This window comes from Desulfotignum balticum DSM 7044 (genome assembly GCF_000421285.1).
GTDB classification, from domain to species: domain Bacteria; phylum Desulfobacterota; class Desulfobacteria; order Desulfobacterales; family Desulfobacteraceae; genus Desulfotignum; species Desulfotignum balticum.
The window spans coordinates 936,478-952,832 of sequence record NZ_ATWO01000001.1 but is presented as its reverse complement, the minus strand read 5'-3'; the positions used below and the strand labels follow the sequence as shown (position 1 = coordinate 952,832).

The window sequence follows — 16,355 nt, the reverse complement described above, 5'->3', positions numbered from 1 at the left end:
AACTATTTGAAATAATGAGATATAATTATATAAATTTTTTGCTGTACTGAATTTTTCTCCAAAAAAACACCGCAACAAAACACCTTAAGAAAAGATGGATTCAAAGCAAGCCAAACAGAAATACCAATCGGTTGGTATTTACAACCACGAAACGACCAGTTTTGGTGCACTTTATCAGCGACATGAAAACAACAAGGATTAAAGAAATGACCCCCAAAGAACAATCAGATTGATAAAAGGCATCTCACGCAAACGACTACGATGGTTGGTTATCCGGCCCCCATGCTGAAGCGAAGGCGAATCATTTCATCGGCGATCGTGGAAGACAGCCGATTTCCGTAATGGTGACCCGGCCATACGATGGTATCACCGGAAAGCTTCGCAATTTTCTTATAAATGGAGTCCTGCATCGAATTTGGAGATCCTCCTGGAAAATCAGTTCTACCCACAGATCCGACAAACAACGTATCTCCGGTAAAACAATGATTGCCCATGAGCAGGCAGATACTTCCAGGGGTGTGGCCGGGAGTATGAATAACGGTCAAAGACTTGTGACCAAAAAAAATTTTGTCCCCTTGAATCACAGTCACATCGCTTGGAGGGGCGGGGGAATATCCCAAACGCTTTCTGGTCTTTACAGATTCCGGGGAAGTGAAAAACAAATCATCCAGGACATGGATATAGATCTTTGCCGATGTTACAGCTTTTATTCCAGCATTCCCACAGGTATGATCCGGATGTCCGTGGGTGTTGACAATGGCTTCAATGTGCAGATTGGATTTTTCCGCAATATCCAGAATCCGACTCTCCTCGCCACCCGGATCGATAATCAGGCCTGCGCCAGTCTTTTCACACCCGAGCAGATAACAACATACCTTCATGGGTCCTACTTGAATCTGTTGAGGCGTCATGGATAACGGATCATTTTGAGAGCAAGGCAAAGGATTCTTCCGGCGGTTATGGCAGCATTCCCTTGATGAACAGGTGCCGGAATGTTTTGACAAACTGTCTGCCATCGATATAATCACGGTTTAACGTCCACTGATGCAGTATCCCATCCTGAATAGCCATAAAAGTCAGTGCTGCCAGGTCCGGATCAACCTGCTTGTCAATGACACGTTTAAGAATTCCTTTTCGAATTATTTCACTAATGTATTGCTGCAGCTTTCTATACGTTGCTTTGAGAATGGGTTGAAAATCAATATTGGCATTCAACTCACTTGTAAGAACTGTCAAAAATACACAAAGTTCATAATTTTCAAGCGCAAATCTTGAACTGAAAGTGATGACACCGTTCAATTTCTCGACTTCATCCCCCTCGATCGCGTCAACAGTCAAAATCAACTGGTCTATGAACTGTATCTCATATTCATGAATAATTCGAATCAGCAAATCCCCTTTACTTTTGAAATGTGCATATAAAGCACCCTTTGTCAATCCGATTCTGCTGGTGATATCGCTGATGGATGTGCCATGATATCCCTTACGGACAAAAAGCTCAATTGCCGCCTGAATGATTTTTTGTTCTGTTTTTTTTCTATATCCCATTCGAAATCTCTTAACTTTTATTCTAATCGATCGGTCATTGTTTTTGATAATAATTTTCTTCAGTAAACAAAAAAATTTTTTACATTACCAGTTATTAATAGGGATATATATCAAATTTTTTGCCGATTTCAAAGCACATATCACAGCTTTTAAATTTCTTTGCATCGCCTGCCCAAACTATCAAAAAATACAGATGAAAACCATAATTCTGATTGTTCAAAAAATACCGATCGTTTTTCAGCTGGCAATATGGAATGTCTTTAATTGAAAGAAGTCTTTTTAGACAAAAAAACCCCCGGTGTTTATCAGCCGGGGGGATCCTTTAAAAATGCCGGGTTGCTTATCTACCTGGCATTGGGAATAAACAAAGTCTTATCCAGCAATTTGAATTCAGCGATCATATTTTGGGCTTTCTCACCGGTGATCCAGTCGGAAAACTGCACGGCTGCCTCATAATTGACATTTTCGCAGCGATCCGGGTTCACGGCCATGACACTGTATTGATTTTTCAGAAAATCATCGCCTTCCACCAGAATCTTTAACTTCGGGTTCCCTTGGGCGGTGTGTTCATATTTGATGTAAGTGCCCCGGTCCGTCATGGTATAGCCGTTTTTTTCCCCGGCCATATTAATGGTGGCCAGCATTCCCTGCCCGGCCTGAACATACCAGGATTCGGCTTCAGGGATGGGCAGTCCGGCGGATTGCCACAAAAAAAGTTCTTTTTTATGGGTACCGGAATTATCCCCCCGGCTGACAAACCCTGCCTGGGTCTGCACCACTTTGTTCAACGCGGCACTGACTGATTTGCCTTTGATTTGGGCGGGGTCGGACCCCGGACCGATGAGCACAAAATCATTGTACATGATCTCTTTCCGGTCTACGCCAAAGCCGTCTGCCACAAATTGCTTTTCCGCGGCCGGTGCATGGACCATCAACACATCGACATCACAGTTTTCTCCCAGTTTCAGGGCGTTGCCCGTTCCAGTGGCCACCCATTTCATCTCAATCCCCGTATCTCGGGTAAATTCAGGTACCAGGTATTCCAGCAGGCCGGTATTGTCGGTGCTGGTGGTGGTGGCCATCATCAACGCGCGAACCGATTCCCCCCATGCCGGAACAGTGAACAGACAAAATATCATCCCCATCACAACCAATTTTAACAGGCGTTTCATACAAAGCGCTCCTATTCAAGTGTTATTTTTAGAAAAAAATACACTTTTAGATCCTGATGGTCAATGAAAAGTATCTTTATTGATTATTACTAACCAATGCTTACTTAAAATAACCATAAATCCATTCTACTGGGAGTGCCCGGCCGAAACATCATAAAAAAAGGCCGTGACGGCACCTTTTGCAGATGCCCATCACGGCCTTAATCTGTCTTTAATTTTTCCGGTCACATCCCGGATTCACACGGGATGTGGCCGGGATGGATTTAAAGTGCTTTGACCGCTTCGGTCAGTTCAGGCATGAACTCCAGAATATCTTCCACAATTCCCACATCCGCCACCTGGAAAATCGGGGCTTTGGGGTTTTTGTTCACTGCCACGATAAAGGGATTGCCTTTGACACCCCCCAGATGCTGGAATGATCCGGAGATCCCCATGGCCATATACACCTTGGGTTTGACGGTCTGTCCGGAAGTTCCCACCTGGCGGGATTTTTCCAGCCATTTGGCATCCACGATAGGCCGGGAACAGGACACCACAGCCCCCATGGCATCGGCCAGTTCCTGGGCAATCTCGATGTTTTCTTCCTCTTCGATCCCCCGGCCCACAGATACCAGGACATCGGCTTTGGTAATATCCACATCACCGACTTCAGCCACCACCACTTCCAGAAATTTTCTTTTGGCACTCAGATCTTTCACGTCACCGGATTTGTCCACCACAGAGCCGCCGGCAGCAGTGTCTTCGGTGGGGGCAAAAGATCCCGGCCGGACAGTGATCACCGCACCGGAAGAAACATCGGATGTGACATGGGTGTATACAGCCCCGCCCAGTTCCTGGCGGATCATTTTCAGATCCTGGCCGTCCAGGCCTTCAAAATCCACAATATCCGCTGCATACGCGGAATCCATTTTCACGGCCAGTCCCGGTGCCAGATCCATGCCAAACGTATCATGGGGCAGCAGAATGATTGCATCATGGGGAAGTACATCCAGCAGCGCTTTTCTGACCTGTTCCGCGTTGGGATACGCCAGATCCGCATGATCGATTTTAATGACTTGTTTATAAATCCGGGTCATGGCATCGGCCACTTTGTCCAGATCCGCACCCGTTCCTGCCGCAACTGCGGTCACTTCAGCAGACGGGTCTATTTTTTTTGCCGCATCCGGATACTCCAGTGCCACATCTTCTGCAGCCCCGTTCTTGAATGGAATATATGCAAACATCTGTGTCATGATCAAAGTCCTCCTTTGGCTTTCAGCTTTTCAATCAGTTTTTCAATGATCTCTTCCGTGGATCCTTCCAGCATTTCCGCACCGTCTCCAAGATCCGGCACAAAATAATCCACCCGCCGGGTTTTGGCGCCGTCTTTACCCACGGCCGCAGGATCGATGCCCAGATCTCCGGCACCTTTCACCGGCACATCCACACTGGCCACCTTGCGGATCCCCCGGATCCCCACATACCTGGGTTCATTGATACCGGTCTGAATAGACAGCACGCAGGGAAGCTGAATTTCATTCATTTCCTGGTTACCGCCTTCGATCTCCCGGCCCACATGAATGGAAGTATCATCTTTGACTTCGATCTTGTTCACCAGCGACGCATACGGATAATCCAGCATGGCTGCCAGCATACCGCCCACCTGGCCGGCCCCTTCATCGGCCTGGGCCCCGGTGAGAATCAGATCATATTTGCCTTTCTCGACTTCCGCTTTAAGGATGGCGGCAATGCCTTTGCCGTCGGATCCTTCAAACGCGTCATCACTGAGCAGAACCCCATTGTTGGCACCCATGGCCATTTCCCGGCGCAGCACCTCTTCAGACTCGTCATCCCCGACAGTGACCACCGTGACAGACCCGCCCACATTGTCCACAATCTGAATGGCTTCTTCCACCGCATAGTTATCCCATTCATTCACCGAATAAACCAGGTCGTCCCGGTCCAGATCGTTTCCCGCTGAATTGAGTTCAAATTCGTTCTCCGCTGTATCCGGAACCCGCTTGACACACACTAAAATCTCCATTTATTACCTCCTTTACTTGTGCGGGCAGAACGTGTTTTTGACCGTTCCGCCGTCTGCGTTATTTTTGTAAACCGTTATGCTAAATGCCGGGCAATCAGTTCCGTAAAATCCAGAGCTTCCATTTCGCCTTCCTTGCCGGCGACCTTGATGGCGTCCTGGATATTCACCAGACAGAAGGGGCAGGCCGTCACAATGACGTTGGCACCAGCCTCCGCTGCCATGTTCACCCGCAAAACCCCCATGCGGGTTTCCTCTTCCGGCTCATAAAACAGCATGAGCCCGCCGCCGCCGCAGCAGAAAGACCGATCCCGGCTCTTTTCCATTTCCACCCGGGTCAGGCCGTCAATGGCATCCAGGGCCTGGCGGGGATCTTCATATATGCCGTTGTGCCGTCCCAGGTAACAGGGATCGTGATACACATAGGTTTTTTCCGGATGCAGGCAGGGTTTGAGGGACAATACCCCGGTGGTGATCTTTTCCGCCACCACCTGACTGATATGCCGCACCGGCGGCAGACCGGTATAATCATTTTTCAGCGCGTTGTACGCGTGGGGGTCGGCTGTGACAATCTGTTTGACACCCGTGGCCAGGATCGCTTCGGTATTCTGCGCTTTCAAATCCTGATACAGCATCTCTTCTCCGAACCGGAGCACCTCGTTGCCGCTGTCTTTTTCATCCTTGCCCAGGATCCCGAAATCCACCCCGGCCCGATTCAGAATCATGGCGGTGCGCCGGGCGATTTCCTGGATATTGTCATCATAGGATGTGATGCTGTCCACAAAATACAGGGTATCGGCTGATTCCTTGGCCAGATCCTTGATGGGATATTCCGCCTTGAACTCTTTTTCCAGGGCCCAGTCCGCCCGTTTTTTCTCCATCTTGCCGTAAGGATTACCGCGTTTTTCCAGGGCTTTCAAGGGTTTTTGCAGAGACTGGGGCACCAGGCCTTCATCCACCATGCCGCGCCGCAGATCCACGATCTTGTTGATGTATTCAATGGCCAGGGGACATTCTTCCTCACACGCCCCGCAGGTGGTGCAGGACCAGATTTCATCTTCCGTGTAGATGTCTTCCACCAGCATCTTGCTTTTGTAGATTTCACCGGACAACGGATAATTTTTGAAAATCAGATCCCGGGCCTTGATGGTGATAAACCTCGGCGACAAAGGCCGTCCCACGGCATTGGCCGGACACTGGTCGGAACACCGGCCGCAGTCGGCACACGAATAAAAATCCAGCATGTGTTTCCAGGTGAAATCCTCCAGTTTTTTGACGCCGAAAGACTCCAGATCATCCAGTTGTTCGTCGGAGACCCCGTATCTGACCGGTTTGATTTTTCCTTTGTCCAGACGCATGAAAAACACATTGAAGATCGAAGTGATCACATGAAAATGTTTGCCCAGAGGCAAAAAACACAGAAAAAAGAAAAAAGTCAGGTCATGCAGGAAATAGGAAAAAATATGAAGCCCCTGAAGAAAATTCAGGGATGCGCCGGTCAGCATGTGCGTGAAGAGCCACACCAAAGACAAGGGCGCCACAAAATGCCATTCCCCGGTCTGCTGATAGGCAAAGGCCAGTTCAGACGCTTCAAACAGGCTTTCAGAGATCATCAGGGTACCGATGATGCCAAGCACAAATACAGCCTCTGCGGTATGGTCCTTGCCGTATTTTTCCGGCACCGCATACCTGGCAGGTTTGAAAATTCCCCGGCGGATACCCGCCACAATACAGGCGATCAGCACAAAGGTGGCGGCATAATCTTTCAGGAAATTATACACATCTCCCAGCCAGCCCCCGAACCCCGGCAGAACAAATCCATCGGAAAGACCGATAATCACCAGGGACACGGACCGGATGGATAAAATCAGAAAACCGGCAAAGATAACAATGTGCAGCACCCCTGCCAGCATGTACCGGGGTTGTCTGATCTGTCCCAGCCAGATGGTGATCAGCCGGATGATGCGCTGGCCAATGCGGTCCATCCGGTAATCCGGAGCGGCCCGGACCAGGGGGGCCAGGCGCCGGGCCATGATGTAAGCGAACAGGCCTATCCCCACCACAGGCAGAATAAAAGACAGAATGGCTGCCGGAAAAATCCCGAAAAATTGATAACTTGCCGGACCGATAATTGAAGTCATATACTGTTTCCTCCAAAAAATTCTTAGCTGATTATGAATTTAAACTCACTGAGCTTTAATAAAGATGGCGATTCCCGTCAAGCAAAATCCCGAATTCAAATCCATTTAAAAAATAGCTGCCGTTTATACACTGTATGGCATTTATTCTTCTTTCACGCCATTCAGATACAAATCCACCAGAGGGTCTGCCATGGCCACCAGATCATAACGGCTCCCGGCGGACACCCAGGTGGAGATCACCCCTTCCACAGCGCCCAGAATAAACCTTTTTACCAGGCCCACAAACAGATCCTGGCGGATGGAACCCTCGATTTGTCCCTGTTCGATGATGTCGGACAACAAGTCCAGATACATCTTAGAAATATCTTTGATCTGGGATTGAATATCCCGCAGATACCGGACCTCGGATTGAAAAATCACCGCCATATGCCGGTCGCTCTGGAATTCCTGCAAATGACAGCGAATCAGGTTTCTGAGTTTTTCCTCCGCCGTTTTTCCGGCGGCCACGGCATCATTCATTTTTTCAAACACAATGCTGGTTTTATAACTGATATACTGGTATAAAATATCATCTTTGTTTTTAAAATACAGATACAGTGTACCGTCCGCCACGCCGGCCCGGGATGCAATCTGGGAGATGGTGGCCTTGTAGAACCCGTATTTTGCAAACACCGCCCCGGCACTGTTGAGAATATTGAGATATTTCTCTGATTTGTTTTTCTGCAAACCCACCTCGCATCTGGTTCTAAAATGAATATTAATTCATTATCTAACAACAGTTGATTGCAAATGTCAAGAAAGGATTCGCAGAAGAATATTAAAAAGCTTTTGATTTTTTATCTTTTTTTACAAATAGTTATAATTAAAGATGGATTCCAGCTCAATGGTAAAACAAAAAATGACCCGTGTTTCTTCAAATGAATATTAATTCATTCATTAATATTCCTTGCTTTTGGCACATTTTCATGCCAAAAAAAAGAAGGCTGTTTATTTTCAACCGCCACAAACCAATGGGAGAAAAACCATGTCACATCATCACACCCCCGATTTTCAAACCGCTTTGGATGTGGGCCGCCCCCCCAATATCAAAAAGCTGTTTCCCCATTCCAAGGCATTGATTGTCAGCGGCAAATACATTGACCAGGCCATGCTCGAAAAAGGCAGATGCATGACCATTGCGGCCAACGGCAGAAATGCATTCGTTATCCGGGGCGCGCTGGCTGCGGCCCAGCAGGCCAATGCCGCCATCATCATCGAAATCGCCCGGTCCGAAGGCGGCACCAATGCATACTGCGCCGTCAATCTGTGGAATATCGCCCGGCAGACCGATGCATTCATGAACGAGCTGGGCATCACCATACCAGTGGCCATCCATGCGGATCATTTCGGGATCAAGACCCCGGCGGACATCGAGCCGGGCAAAACCGAAATCACTTCCCTGTTTGATGCAGGCATCACTTCCATTGCCATTGATGCCTCCCATATGCCCGATGACCAGAACCTGCTGGCCAATCTGGAACTGGCATCGTTTGTCCCGAACTGGGCCGGTCTGGAAACCGAGGTGGGAGAAATCAAAGGCAAACTGGGCTTATCCACGGCCCAGGAGGCCCTGTTCCTGATCCAGGGATTAAACGCCCACGGCATTTTTCCGGACTGGATCGCTTTGAACAACGGGACCACCCACGGCATCGAGCAAAGCGATGCCGGCATTGACGTCCCATTGACCGCACAGATCCATGAGGCCCTGGCCCCTTATAAGGTATCCGGGGCTCAGCACGGCACCTCGGGCAACAGCTCGGACCGGCTCCGGCAGATCGCTGAAAAGACCCGCACCACCAAAGCCAATGTGGCCACGGCCCTGCAAATGATTTCCTGGGGGGTTCAGGTCAATGACTATGGGAATGCCATTTTAGATGACGCCGGCCGGTTTATCAAACAGCCGGACAAAGGCGTGGATGAAGCCATCTGGCAGCAGATGCTGACCTATGCCAAAGACCAGGGGCTCACCGGCGGCAATTTCAAAAAACTCAATGCGCCGTTTGAAAACCGTTTTCTGGCCCAGCCCAAAGAGATCCGTGACCGCATGGCCAATGGCGTTCAGGCGTTTGTGTATACACTGCTCACGGATGTATTCAATGCGTCTGACACGGCGAACATTGTTTTGTCCCATATTCTGGAAACCCGGTCCCATGATCCCGGGGTTAAATCGGAAACCATTGAATCCATCGAGGAATGGACCGAAGAAAAAATCAGGAAAAATGCGGTAACGATCAGTTCAAACAAAGGCCCTGAAGGGGATTTTGACGATTAAGGCGCCTGGGAGATATGTGATTGCAAATACCAGCCTATCAGATTCAAAATGTATTGCGGCTTTATTTCAGGCAGCTGGGGGAAGGGAAAATCCTGGAAAAATCAGGCCGTTTTGTGATGTCATCCGACACACCCCGAACGATTTCCTCGGAAGGGACCCGGCAAACCATTATCGATAAAGTCGCAGCAGGAATTGTGGAAAAAATCATCTCAGAAGCGGCAGCGTCAGAGCCGCCGAATCCATTAACCGGCAGACAGATCCCTCTGTCTGCCGGGAAGCCCGGTCATAACCGGGACAAAATACACTTCACCTACCTGCTCATAGACCGGCATAACACACAAACCCTGCGAACTGCCAAAGACATTCACCCGTATCCGGGTCGTCATGCTTTCTCTACCGACTGATTGTTGTCATGGACTTTTTTGGCCCGGGACCAGAAAACATTTTTTTCCGATGCGGACAGGGCACCAAGGGATATGTTTTTTTCAGCCAGATCGGTTTCCATCAAACGAAACCGGCTTTCAAACTTGGCTGTGGACCGGGCCAGGGCTGTTTCAGGATGGAACCCGGCAAACCGGGCCACATTCACCAGAGAAAATAAAATATCACCGAACTCCAGCATGATTGCGTCTTCGTCTTTTTGTTCCAGCGCAGATTCAAATTCAGCCATCTCACTTTTCACCGTGTCCAGAACCTGGTGAATATTTTCCCAGTCAAACCCTTTTTTAACTGCGGATTTAGACACCTTCATGGCCCGGACAAGCCCGGGCATGCCCTTGGGAACATCATCCATGGCGGATAAACGAAGATCTCCATTTTTTTCACGGGTCTTGATTTGTTCCCACTGATCCAGTAATTCAGTCCGGGTCTTTACCACGGCATCGCCATACACATGGGGATGCCGGCGGATCATCTTTTCTTTAACCGTGTCCATCACCCGGGACATGGGAATCTGTCCGGAGTCATGAAATATTTCCATGATAAATACAATCTGGAACAGCACATCCCCCATCTCTTCACAGGTGTTCTCGAGATCCTTCTCAGCCAGGGCTTGCTGGAGTTCATACACCTCTTCGGCCAGACATTTCCACATGGTGACCGGGGTCTGGCGCCGATCCCATTCACACCCGTTTTTTCCCCGCAATGTCCGGATCACTTCCAGAACCGGGGCCAATGATTCCAATGGGATCTTCCTCCTTTGTCTGTGCATTTTCCACGTTGGTTTTATTCAGCCGCTCCAGAAAATCAATCCGAAAATTTCTGGAGATAAACAGGGTCATGGTCCGGGAGATCTTCGCCAGATACGGGGCGGTTTCAGATCGGGTCATCATGGCGGAAGACCCGGCCGACACAAACGTCGTCAGCATAATGAACAGCACCGAAACGATTAAAACGCCTTTGGCTGTGCCGAAAACCAGGCCGAATGTCCGGTCCACCCACCCCAAAAACACCACATGCATCAATTTGCGGATCAGTGCGGCCGTCAGTCCCACCAGAATTACAATACCGCAGAACAGTACACCAAAACTGATCAGATGCCGGATTGCAGGGGTTTGAACCAGAAAAGCCAGATGGGGTGACAAAATCCAGTAATAGGTGAATGCCCCGTAAAATCCGGCGATCACTGCCACGATCCCGGACATTTCCCGGATCAATCCCCGGAACACCCCCCGAATCATGCAGAACAGAACGATCACCAGAACCATCAGATCAAAACCGTTCATGGGTCCCCTTTCAATCGCATGTTTATGACGTGTCAACAAATAACAACTCCGCTGGTTTGCCGTCAAGATTTTTATTGACCTTTTTTTAAATTAAATGCACCCTAACACCCATGACAACCCTTGAGTTTGACAACATATCCATCGCCCGGCAATTGTTTGGATTCCACAATACCCACCTGGAAAAAATTGCCAAACGGTTCAAGATCACCATTCATTCAAGAGGCGGCTCCGTCACCCTTTCCGGGCCGGCACCGGAAGTACGCCAGGTCCATTCTCTGCTGACCCAGCTGTATTTGATTTTTACGAAAAAAATTTCAATGGAACCCGGAGATCTGGATGCCGCCATCGCTTTGATCAAAAAAGATCCGGATGCCCGGCTGGAAACCCTGTTTATGCACACGGTGTACACGACCGCCAGAAACAAACCGATTCGGCCCAGAAGCCTGAACCAGGTCAAGTATGTCAAGGCTATTGAAACCAAAGACATCCTGTTTGCCATCGGCCCGGCCGGTACCGGAAAAACTTATCTGGCCATGGCCATGGCTGTGGCGGCCTTTGCCAGAGGGGATGTCCGAAAAATCATCCTCACCCGCCCGGCTGTGGAGGCCGGCGAAGCACTGGGGTTTCTGCCCGGTGATCTGGCCGAAAAAATCAATCCCTATCTGCGGCCTTTATATGACGCGTTGTATGACATGCTTGAATTTGAAAAAGCCCGGACCTATATTGAACAGGAAATCATTGAAATCGCCCCCATTGCATTCATGCGGGGCAGAACCCTGAACAATGCATTTATCATTTTAGACGAGGCCCAGAACACGACCTCCCAGCAGATGAAAATGTTTTTAACCCGAATCGGATACGGTTCCAAGGCCATCGTGACCGGAGACATCACCCAGATCGATTTGCCCGGCGGCAAAAAATCCGGTCTGGTGGAAGTCAGAAAGATTCTCTCCCACATCAAAGGAATCGAATTCATTCATTTTTCCAGGGATGATGTGGTCCGGCACCAGCTGGTTTCCGATATTATCGATGCCTATGAAAAAAACAAAGATTAATAACTGGCTGGATTCAGCCAGACACTTTATTTTGTCCACCCCCTACCTGTTGTGGGCCATGTTGCTGGGCATTACGCTGTTGTTCACTTTTTCCCAGACACCGGAACAGCAGCAGATCACCGATGCGTATCAAATCGGAGATGTGGCCCAGCGGGATATCAAAGCGCCCAGAGACATCCTGGTGGAAGACCGGGAAGTGTCTGACGAACGGCGCAATCAGGCTCGGGATATGGTACGCATCGTGTACGATCTGGATGCGGACCTGCTGCCCCGGATTCAGGCCAGTGTCGAAGATGCCATGAAAATCGGCCGATCCCTGTTTGAACCGGGATCGACCCGAAAAACTGAAGATGAAACGCCGGCCGGAGACACCCCGGACCCCACCTTTGCCATGGTCCTGGAAACCAAACCCCTATTCGAAGAAAAACTGGGCATCGTGATCAGTGAAGGGGCATATTCCATCCTGCACAAACACCGGTTTGATCCAAACATCACCCAAAAAATTCAGACCATCATGGGAAAGGTGCTTTCCAACGGGGTGGTGGCGAACAAGGAAATTCTGCTGGAACAGGAACACAAAGGGATTGTCCTGCGAAACATCAAATCCAATGAAGAACAGGTCGTCAACAACCTCAAGGTGTTCTACGGACCGGATCAGGCCAAGGCCATGATCAGAATCGAGGGAGAGCCGCTGCTCAAAAAGGTCAACTACACCCTGACAAACCTGATCGTGGACATTTGCCAGCGACTGCTCCAGCCCAACATCTTCATGAACAAAAACGAGACCCAGGCCCGGATCCTGGCGGCCCAGGCCACCATCAATCCGGTCATGTACCAGATCAAGGCCGGAGAAATGATTGTCCGGGAGGGCGAACGGATCGACAAAACCCGGCTTATCAAGCTCAATGCCCTGCTGGAACAGACCGTTGTCAAAACGGTTTATGTGTCCGCCACCGGGGTTGCGCTGATCACGTTCACCCTGCTGCTGGTGTCATACCTTCTATTTTTCAGACATCATGCCGCCCTGGAAAACGACCATAACAAACACATGATTTTTCTGGCCCTGGGGCTGGTCCTGTATCTGGGCGCGGTCAAACTGTCCTCCTATCTGGTTCAGTCCGCAGATCCGAATCAGGCATGGGACCTGATGTCCGCTTCTTTTTTCATGGCCATCCCCCTGCCGGCCGCCGCCATGATCTGCTGCCTGTTTCTGGGATTCAGTATCGCCATTTATTTTTCCCTGGTGCTGTCCGTTCTGGCGAGTATTTCTTTTGGCGGCAGTTTCGAAGCATTCATCTTTTTTCTGTTAAGCTGCAGTATGGCCGCGTTCTGGGCCCAGGCCCGGCAGACCCGTAAAAACTTCATCATGACCGGCGTCAAACTGGCAATTTTCAATTCATTTCTGGCAATCGCCCTTGGTTTTTATTCCCTGACCCAGCCCGATCCGGTGATCCTGGCAAGAGAAGTAATCATCGCGTTCTGCGGCGGAATTTTTTCCGCTGTGCTGACCATCGGGTTCTGTCCATTGATTGAGATCATTTTTGACTATACCACGGAAGCCAAACTCCTGGAACTGGCCAATCTGGATCAGCCTTTGATCAAAAAACTGATGATCGAGGCCCCGGGCACTTACAACCACAGTGTGATCGTGGCCACCCTGGCGGAAGCGGCTGCGTCCGCCATTCATGCCAACAGTCTCAAAGCCAAGGTCATGGCCTATTACCATGACATCGGAAAGCTGGACAAGATCATGTATTTCATTGAAAACCAGGCGGACGGCAAAAACCGGCACGACAAACTCTCGCCCTCCATGTCTGCGCTCATTCTCATCCAGCATGTCAAAAAAGGGGTGGAGCTGGCCAAAACCCATAAACTGGGCAATGAAATTATCGAAGGCATCACCCAGCACCACGGCACCTCGTTGATCAAATTTTTTTACAACAAGGCGTTAAAAAGCGGAAAAGACAATATTAATGAAGAAAATTTCAGGTATCCCGGCCCCAAACCCCAGACCCGGGAGACCGGTATTGTCATGCTGGCGGATGTGGTGGAAGCGGCAGTGCGGGCCCTGGACCGGCCGACAGCCGCCAGAATCCGGGGACGGGTCAAGGAACTGATCAACGATATTTTTGCCGACGGCCAGCTGGAGGAATGTGAGCTCACCCTCAAGGACCTGCACCAGATCGCCAAAAGCTTCAACAATATCCTGACCAGTATTTATCACAGCCGTATTGAATATACAGACAAACCCCAGGAAAAGAAAAAAGAAAAAAATGACAGCACTTCAGATACTGATCGAGAACCGTCAAAAACCAATGGTGTCCACGCCGGTGCTTCGCAAAAAGACCGAACAGATCTTAAACGCCTTGGGCTGTAACCATCATGAAATCTCCATCGTGATCATGGATGACCTACAGATAAAAGAACTCAACCACAGTTTCCGGGGCATTGACCGTCCCACCAATGTGCTGTCCTTTCCCATGCAGGAAGGCGAATTTTCAGACATCACCCCCGGGCTGCTGGGGGATGTGGTCATCTCGGCCCAGACCGCGGCCAGAGAAGCACAGGAAGCCGGCATCACCCTGGACGAAAGAATGTCCCAGCTGCTGATCCACGGCATCCTGCATCTGGTGGGATTTGATCATGAAACAAGTAAGGCGGACGCGGATGACATGGAAACAAAAAGTTGTGAACTGTTAAGACTGGTTGAGCCCAATCCGGATCTGGCGGCATTTTAACCAAAGATCCGGCGGCATTGTGAAAACCAGGAAAGGAAGAATAAAATGGCAGAACTGGCTGTAAATGTAGATCATGTGGCCACCCTGCGCCAGGCCCGGGGCATTGACTATCCGGACCCAGTCGCTGCGGCGGTGGCTGCGGAAACCGCAGGTGCGGACGCCATTGTGGTCCATTTAAGAGGAGACCGCCGCCATATCCAGGAGCGGGACGTCCGTCTGCTCCGGCAGATCGTCCAGTCCAGGCTCATCCTGGAAATGGCCGCCACCAGTGAAATGCTGGGAATCGCCCTGGACATCATGCCTGATACCGTCACTCTGGTGCCGGAAAAAAGAGAAGAGCTGACCACGGAAGGAGGGCTGGACCTGATCACCCATCAGGATCATATCCAGGATGCGGTCTCCACCCTGCGAAACGCCGGGATTCAGGTATGTATCTTCATCGACCCGGACCTGGATCAGATCAAGATCGCCCACAAGATCGATGCGGACATGATCGAAATTCACACCGGTGCCTTTTGTGACGCGGAAACCCGGGCTGAAGCCCGGCGGGAATTCGACCGCATCGTAGACGCGGCCAAGATCGGGACCAAGCTCAAGCTCGGAGTCAATGCCGGTCACGGCATCTGTTACAACACCATCAAAGCCTTTGCCGGGCTTCATGAAATCCGGGAGTTTTCCATCGGGCACAGCATTGTATCCAGGGCCGTGCTCACCGGTATGGACCGGGCCGTGCGGGATATGAAAAAGCTGATCCAGGATCTGGGGCAGGCCCCTGTGTAATGTTGCAGGTCTTTCAATCCAGCAGTCCGGACAGAACTGCGGCCCGGGTCACGCCATGCGCGTTGTTGGACACCGGCATCCGGACCCCGGTATCAAACTCCGCCGGGGCATTGGCCACCCAGAATTTCTGCCCGGCCCAGTCCATCAGATCCAGATCATTGTAGTCATTGCCCACCGCCACCACCCGGGACTGCGGGATATCCAACTGCCGGGCCAGCCAGGCTGCGGCATGGCTTTTGGAGACCCGGGGATGAAACACTTCGATCCAAACGGACTGATGATCCAAAGGAGATGTGGCATGCACCACACTGTAACCGGACAATGAGGCCTGTATTTCCGCCACCTGTGCCAGAGACACTTTCGGGGGCAACACCGCCAGGACCTGGGTGGCGGTTTCAAATACCGGGGTGTCCGCGGTCAAAGGGCTGGCAAAGGATTGATACAGAACAATCCGCTGAAAAAAATCCGGATTGTCCCGGCCATGGGACCGGAACGTGAAATAGTGGGTGTCCGGGATGGCGTTGTGAACCATATAATCCAGCTGCATCTGTTCAAAACAGGCGGTGATGTGCATCACATCCGACCGGGAAATGGGCAGGTCCCGGATAATTTCATTTTTTTTGAACTTCAGCACACCCGCGCCTGTGGAAAAGATCAGAAAATCCAGGGGCCATGAATCCGTATCCATGCCGATGTGCGCCAGGGCCCGTTGAAAAGAATACAGGCTCCGGCCCGTGGCCGCAACCACCACAACGCCTTTGGCTCTCAACCGGGCCAGGGTATCCAGGTCCCGGTGCGAGACGGTCTTGTCATCAGTCAACAAGGTCCCGTCAAGGTCGGTGACAAACAGGTGCCGGTCCGTCACA

The 16,355-nt window shown here is 50.4% G+C and carries 16 protein-coding genes; 6 read left to right on the top strand and 10 right to left on the bottom strand.

Features of this window, described 5'->3' with window-relative positions; genetic code table 11:
• Positions 1-269 precede the first annotated feature (269 nt).
• The 7 genes from K365_RS0105000 to K365_RS0104970 form a co-directional block, all read right to left on the bottom strand.
• Entirely contained in the window at positions 270-881 is a 612-nt protein-coding gene (locus K365_RS0105000) for an MBL fold metallo-hydrolase (protein ID WP_245569136.1), read from the bottom strand.
• A 76-nt stretch (positions 882-957) separates the two neighbouring features.
• On the bottom strand, positions 958-1,548 hold the full coding sequence (locus K365_RS0104995; protein ID WP_024333755.1) for a TetR/AcrR family transcriptional regulator: 591 nt from the start codon (positions 1,546-1,548) through the stop codon (positions 958-960).
• Positions 1,549-1,892: 344 nt separating this feature from the next.
• Positions 1,893-2,720: an ABC transporter substrate-binding protein gene (locus K365_RS0104990; RefSeq protein WP_024333754.1), complete on the bottom strand. Its 828-nt coding sequence runs from the start codon at positions 2,718-2,720 to the stop codon at positions 1,893-1,895.
• Between the two features lie 263 nt (positions 2,721-2,983).
• The gene (locus K365_RS0104985; protein WP_024333753.1) at positions 2,984-3,952 is read right to left on the bottom strand and encodes an electron transfer flavoprotein subunit alpha/FixB family protein; all 969 of its coding nucleotides are present in this window, start codon (positions 3,950-3,952) and stop codon (positions 2,984-2,986) included.
• A gap of 2 nt (positions 3,953-3,954) precedes the next feature.
• Positions 3,955-4,743: an electron transfer flavoprotein subunit beta/FixA family protein gene (locus K365_RS0104980; protein WP_024333752.1), complete on the bottom strand. Its 789-nt coding sequence runs from the start codon at positions 4,741-4,743 to the stop codon at positions 3,955-3,957.
• 74 nt (positions 4,744-4,817) lie between these two features.
• Positions 4,818-6,881 (bottom strand): (Fe-S)-binding protein, encoded by a 2,064-nt coding sequence (locus K365_RS0104975; protein WP_024333751.1) that lies wholly within the window; start codon positions 6,879-6,881, stop codon positions 4,818-4,820.
• 141 nt (positions 6,882-7,022) lie between these two features.
• Positions 7,023-7,613, bottom strand: a complete 591-nt coding sequence (locus K365_RS0104970; RefSeq protein ID WP_492207306.1) for a TetR/AcrR family transcriptional regulator — start codon at positions 7,611-7,613, stop codon at positions 7,023-7,025.
• A 292-nt stretch (positions 7,614-7,905) separates the two neighbouring features.
• Between K365_RS0104970 and K365_RS0104965 the strand changes: the two genes are divergently transcribed.
• Positions 7,906-9,192 carry a class II fructose-bisphosphate aldolase gene (locus K365_RS0104965; RefSeq protein WP_024333749.1) on the top strand — a complete coding sequence of 429 codons (1,287 nt, stop codon included), beginning with the start codon at positions 7,906-7,908 and terminating at the stop codon, positions 9,190-9,192.
• A gap of 20 nt (positions 9,193-9,212) precedes the next feature.
• Complete coding sequence (locus K365_RS0104960; protein WP_024333748.1) at positions 9,213-9,596, top strand: DVU0524 family FlgM-associated protein; 384 nt, start codon at positions 9,213-9,215, stop codon at positions 9,594-9,596.
• Here K365_RS0104960 and mazG read toward each other — a convergent pair.
• Both mazG and K365_RS0104950 read right to left on the bottom strand, forming a co-directional pair.
• Entirely contained in the window at positions 9,575-10,375 is an 801-nt protein-coding gene (gene mazG, locus K365_RS0104955; RefSeq protein WP_024333747.1) for a nucleoside triphosphate pyrophosphohydrolase, read from the bottom strand. The two genes, K365_RS0104960 and mazG, sit on opposite strands and share 22 nt — an antisense overlap.
• The gene (locus tag K365_RS0104950) at positions 10,314-10,916 is read right to left on the bottom strand and encodes a CvpA family protein (protein ID WP_024333746.1); all 603 of its coding nucleotides are present in this window, start codon (positions 10,914-10,916) and stop codon (positions 10,314-10,316) included. Before K365_RS0104950 ends, mazG begins: the two co-directional genes overlap by 62 nt.
• Before the next feature lie 110 nt (positions 10,917-11,026).
• Here K365_RS0104950 and K365_RS0104945 point away from each other — a divergent pair, with 110 nt between their 5' ends.
• From K365_RS0104945 to K365_RS0104930, 4 genes are read left to right on the top strand one after another with little or no spacing between them, the layout of a single operon-like run.
• On the top strand, positions 11,027-11,971 hold the full coding sequence (locus tag K365_RS0104945) for a PhoH family protein (RefSeq protein WP_024333745.1): 945 nt from the start codon (positions 11,027-11,029) through the stop codon (positions 11,969-11,971).
• Positions 11,952-14,348: an HD family phosphohydrolase gene (locus K365_RS0104940; RefSeq protein ID WP_024333744.1), complete on the top strand. Its 2,397-nt coding sequence runs from the start codon at positions 11,952-11,954 to the stop codon at positions 14,346-14,348. Before K365_RS0104945 ends, K365_RS0104940 begins: the two co-directional genes overlap by 20 nt.
• Positions 14,245-14,709 carry an rRNA maturation RNase YbeY gene (gene ybeY, locus K365_RS0104935; RefSeq protein WP_034624786.1) on the top strand — a complete coding sequence of 155 codons (465 nt, stop codon included), beginning with the start codon at positions 14,245-14,247 and terminating at the stop codon, positions 14,707-14,709. The genes K365_RS0104940 and ybeY overlap by 104 nt, the downstream gene beginning before the upstream one ends.
• A 45-nt stretch (positions 14,710-14,754) precedes the next feature.
• Positions 14,755-15,489: a pyridoxine 5'-phosphate synthase gene (locus K365_RS0104930; protein ID WP_024333742.1), complete on the top strand. Its 735-nt coding sequence runs from the start codon at positions 14,755-14,757 to the stop codon at positions 15,487-15,489.
• 13 nt (positions 15,490-15,502) lie between these two features.
• Here K365_RS0104930 and K365_RS0104925 read toward each other — a convergent pair whose 3' ends face one another.
• Positions 15,503-16,354, bottom strand: a complete 852-nt coding sequence (locus K365_RS0104925; protein WP_024333741.1) for an HAD family hydrolase — start codon at positions 16,352-16,354, stop codon at positions 15,503-15,505.
• Between the last annotated feature and the right edge of the window lies 1 nt (position 16,355).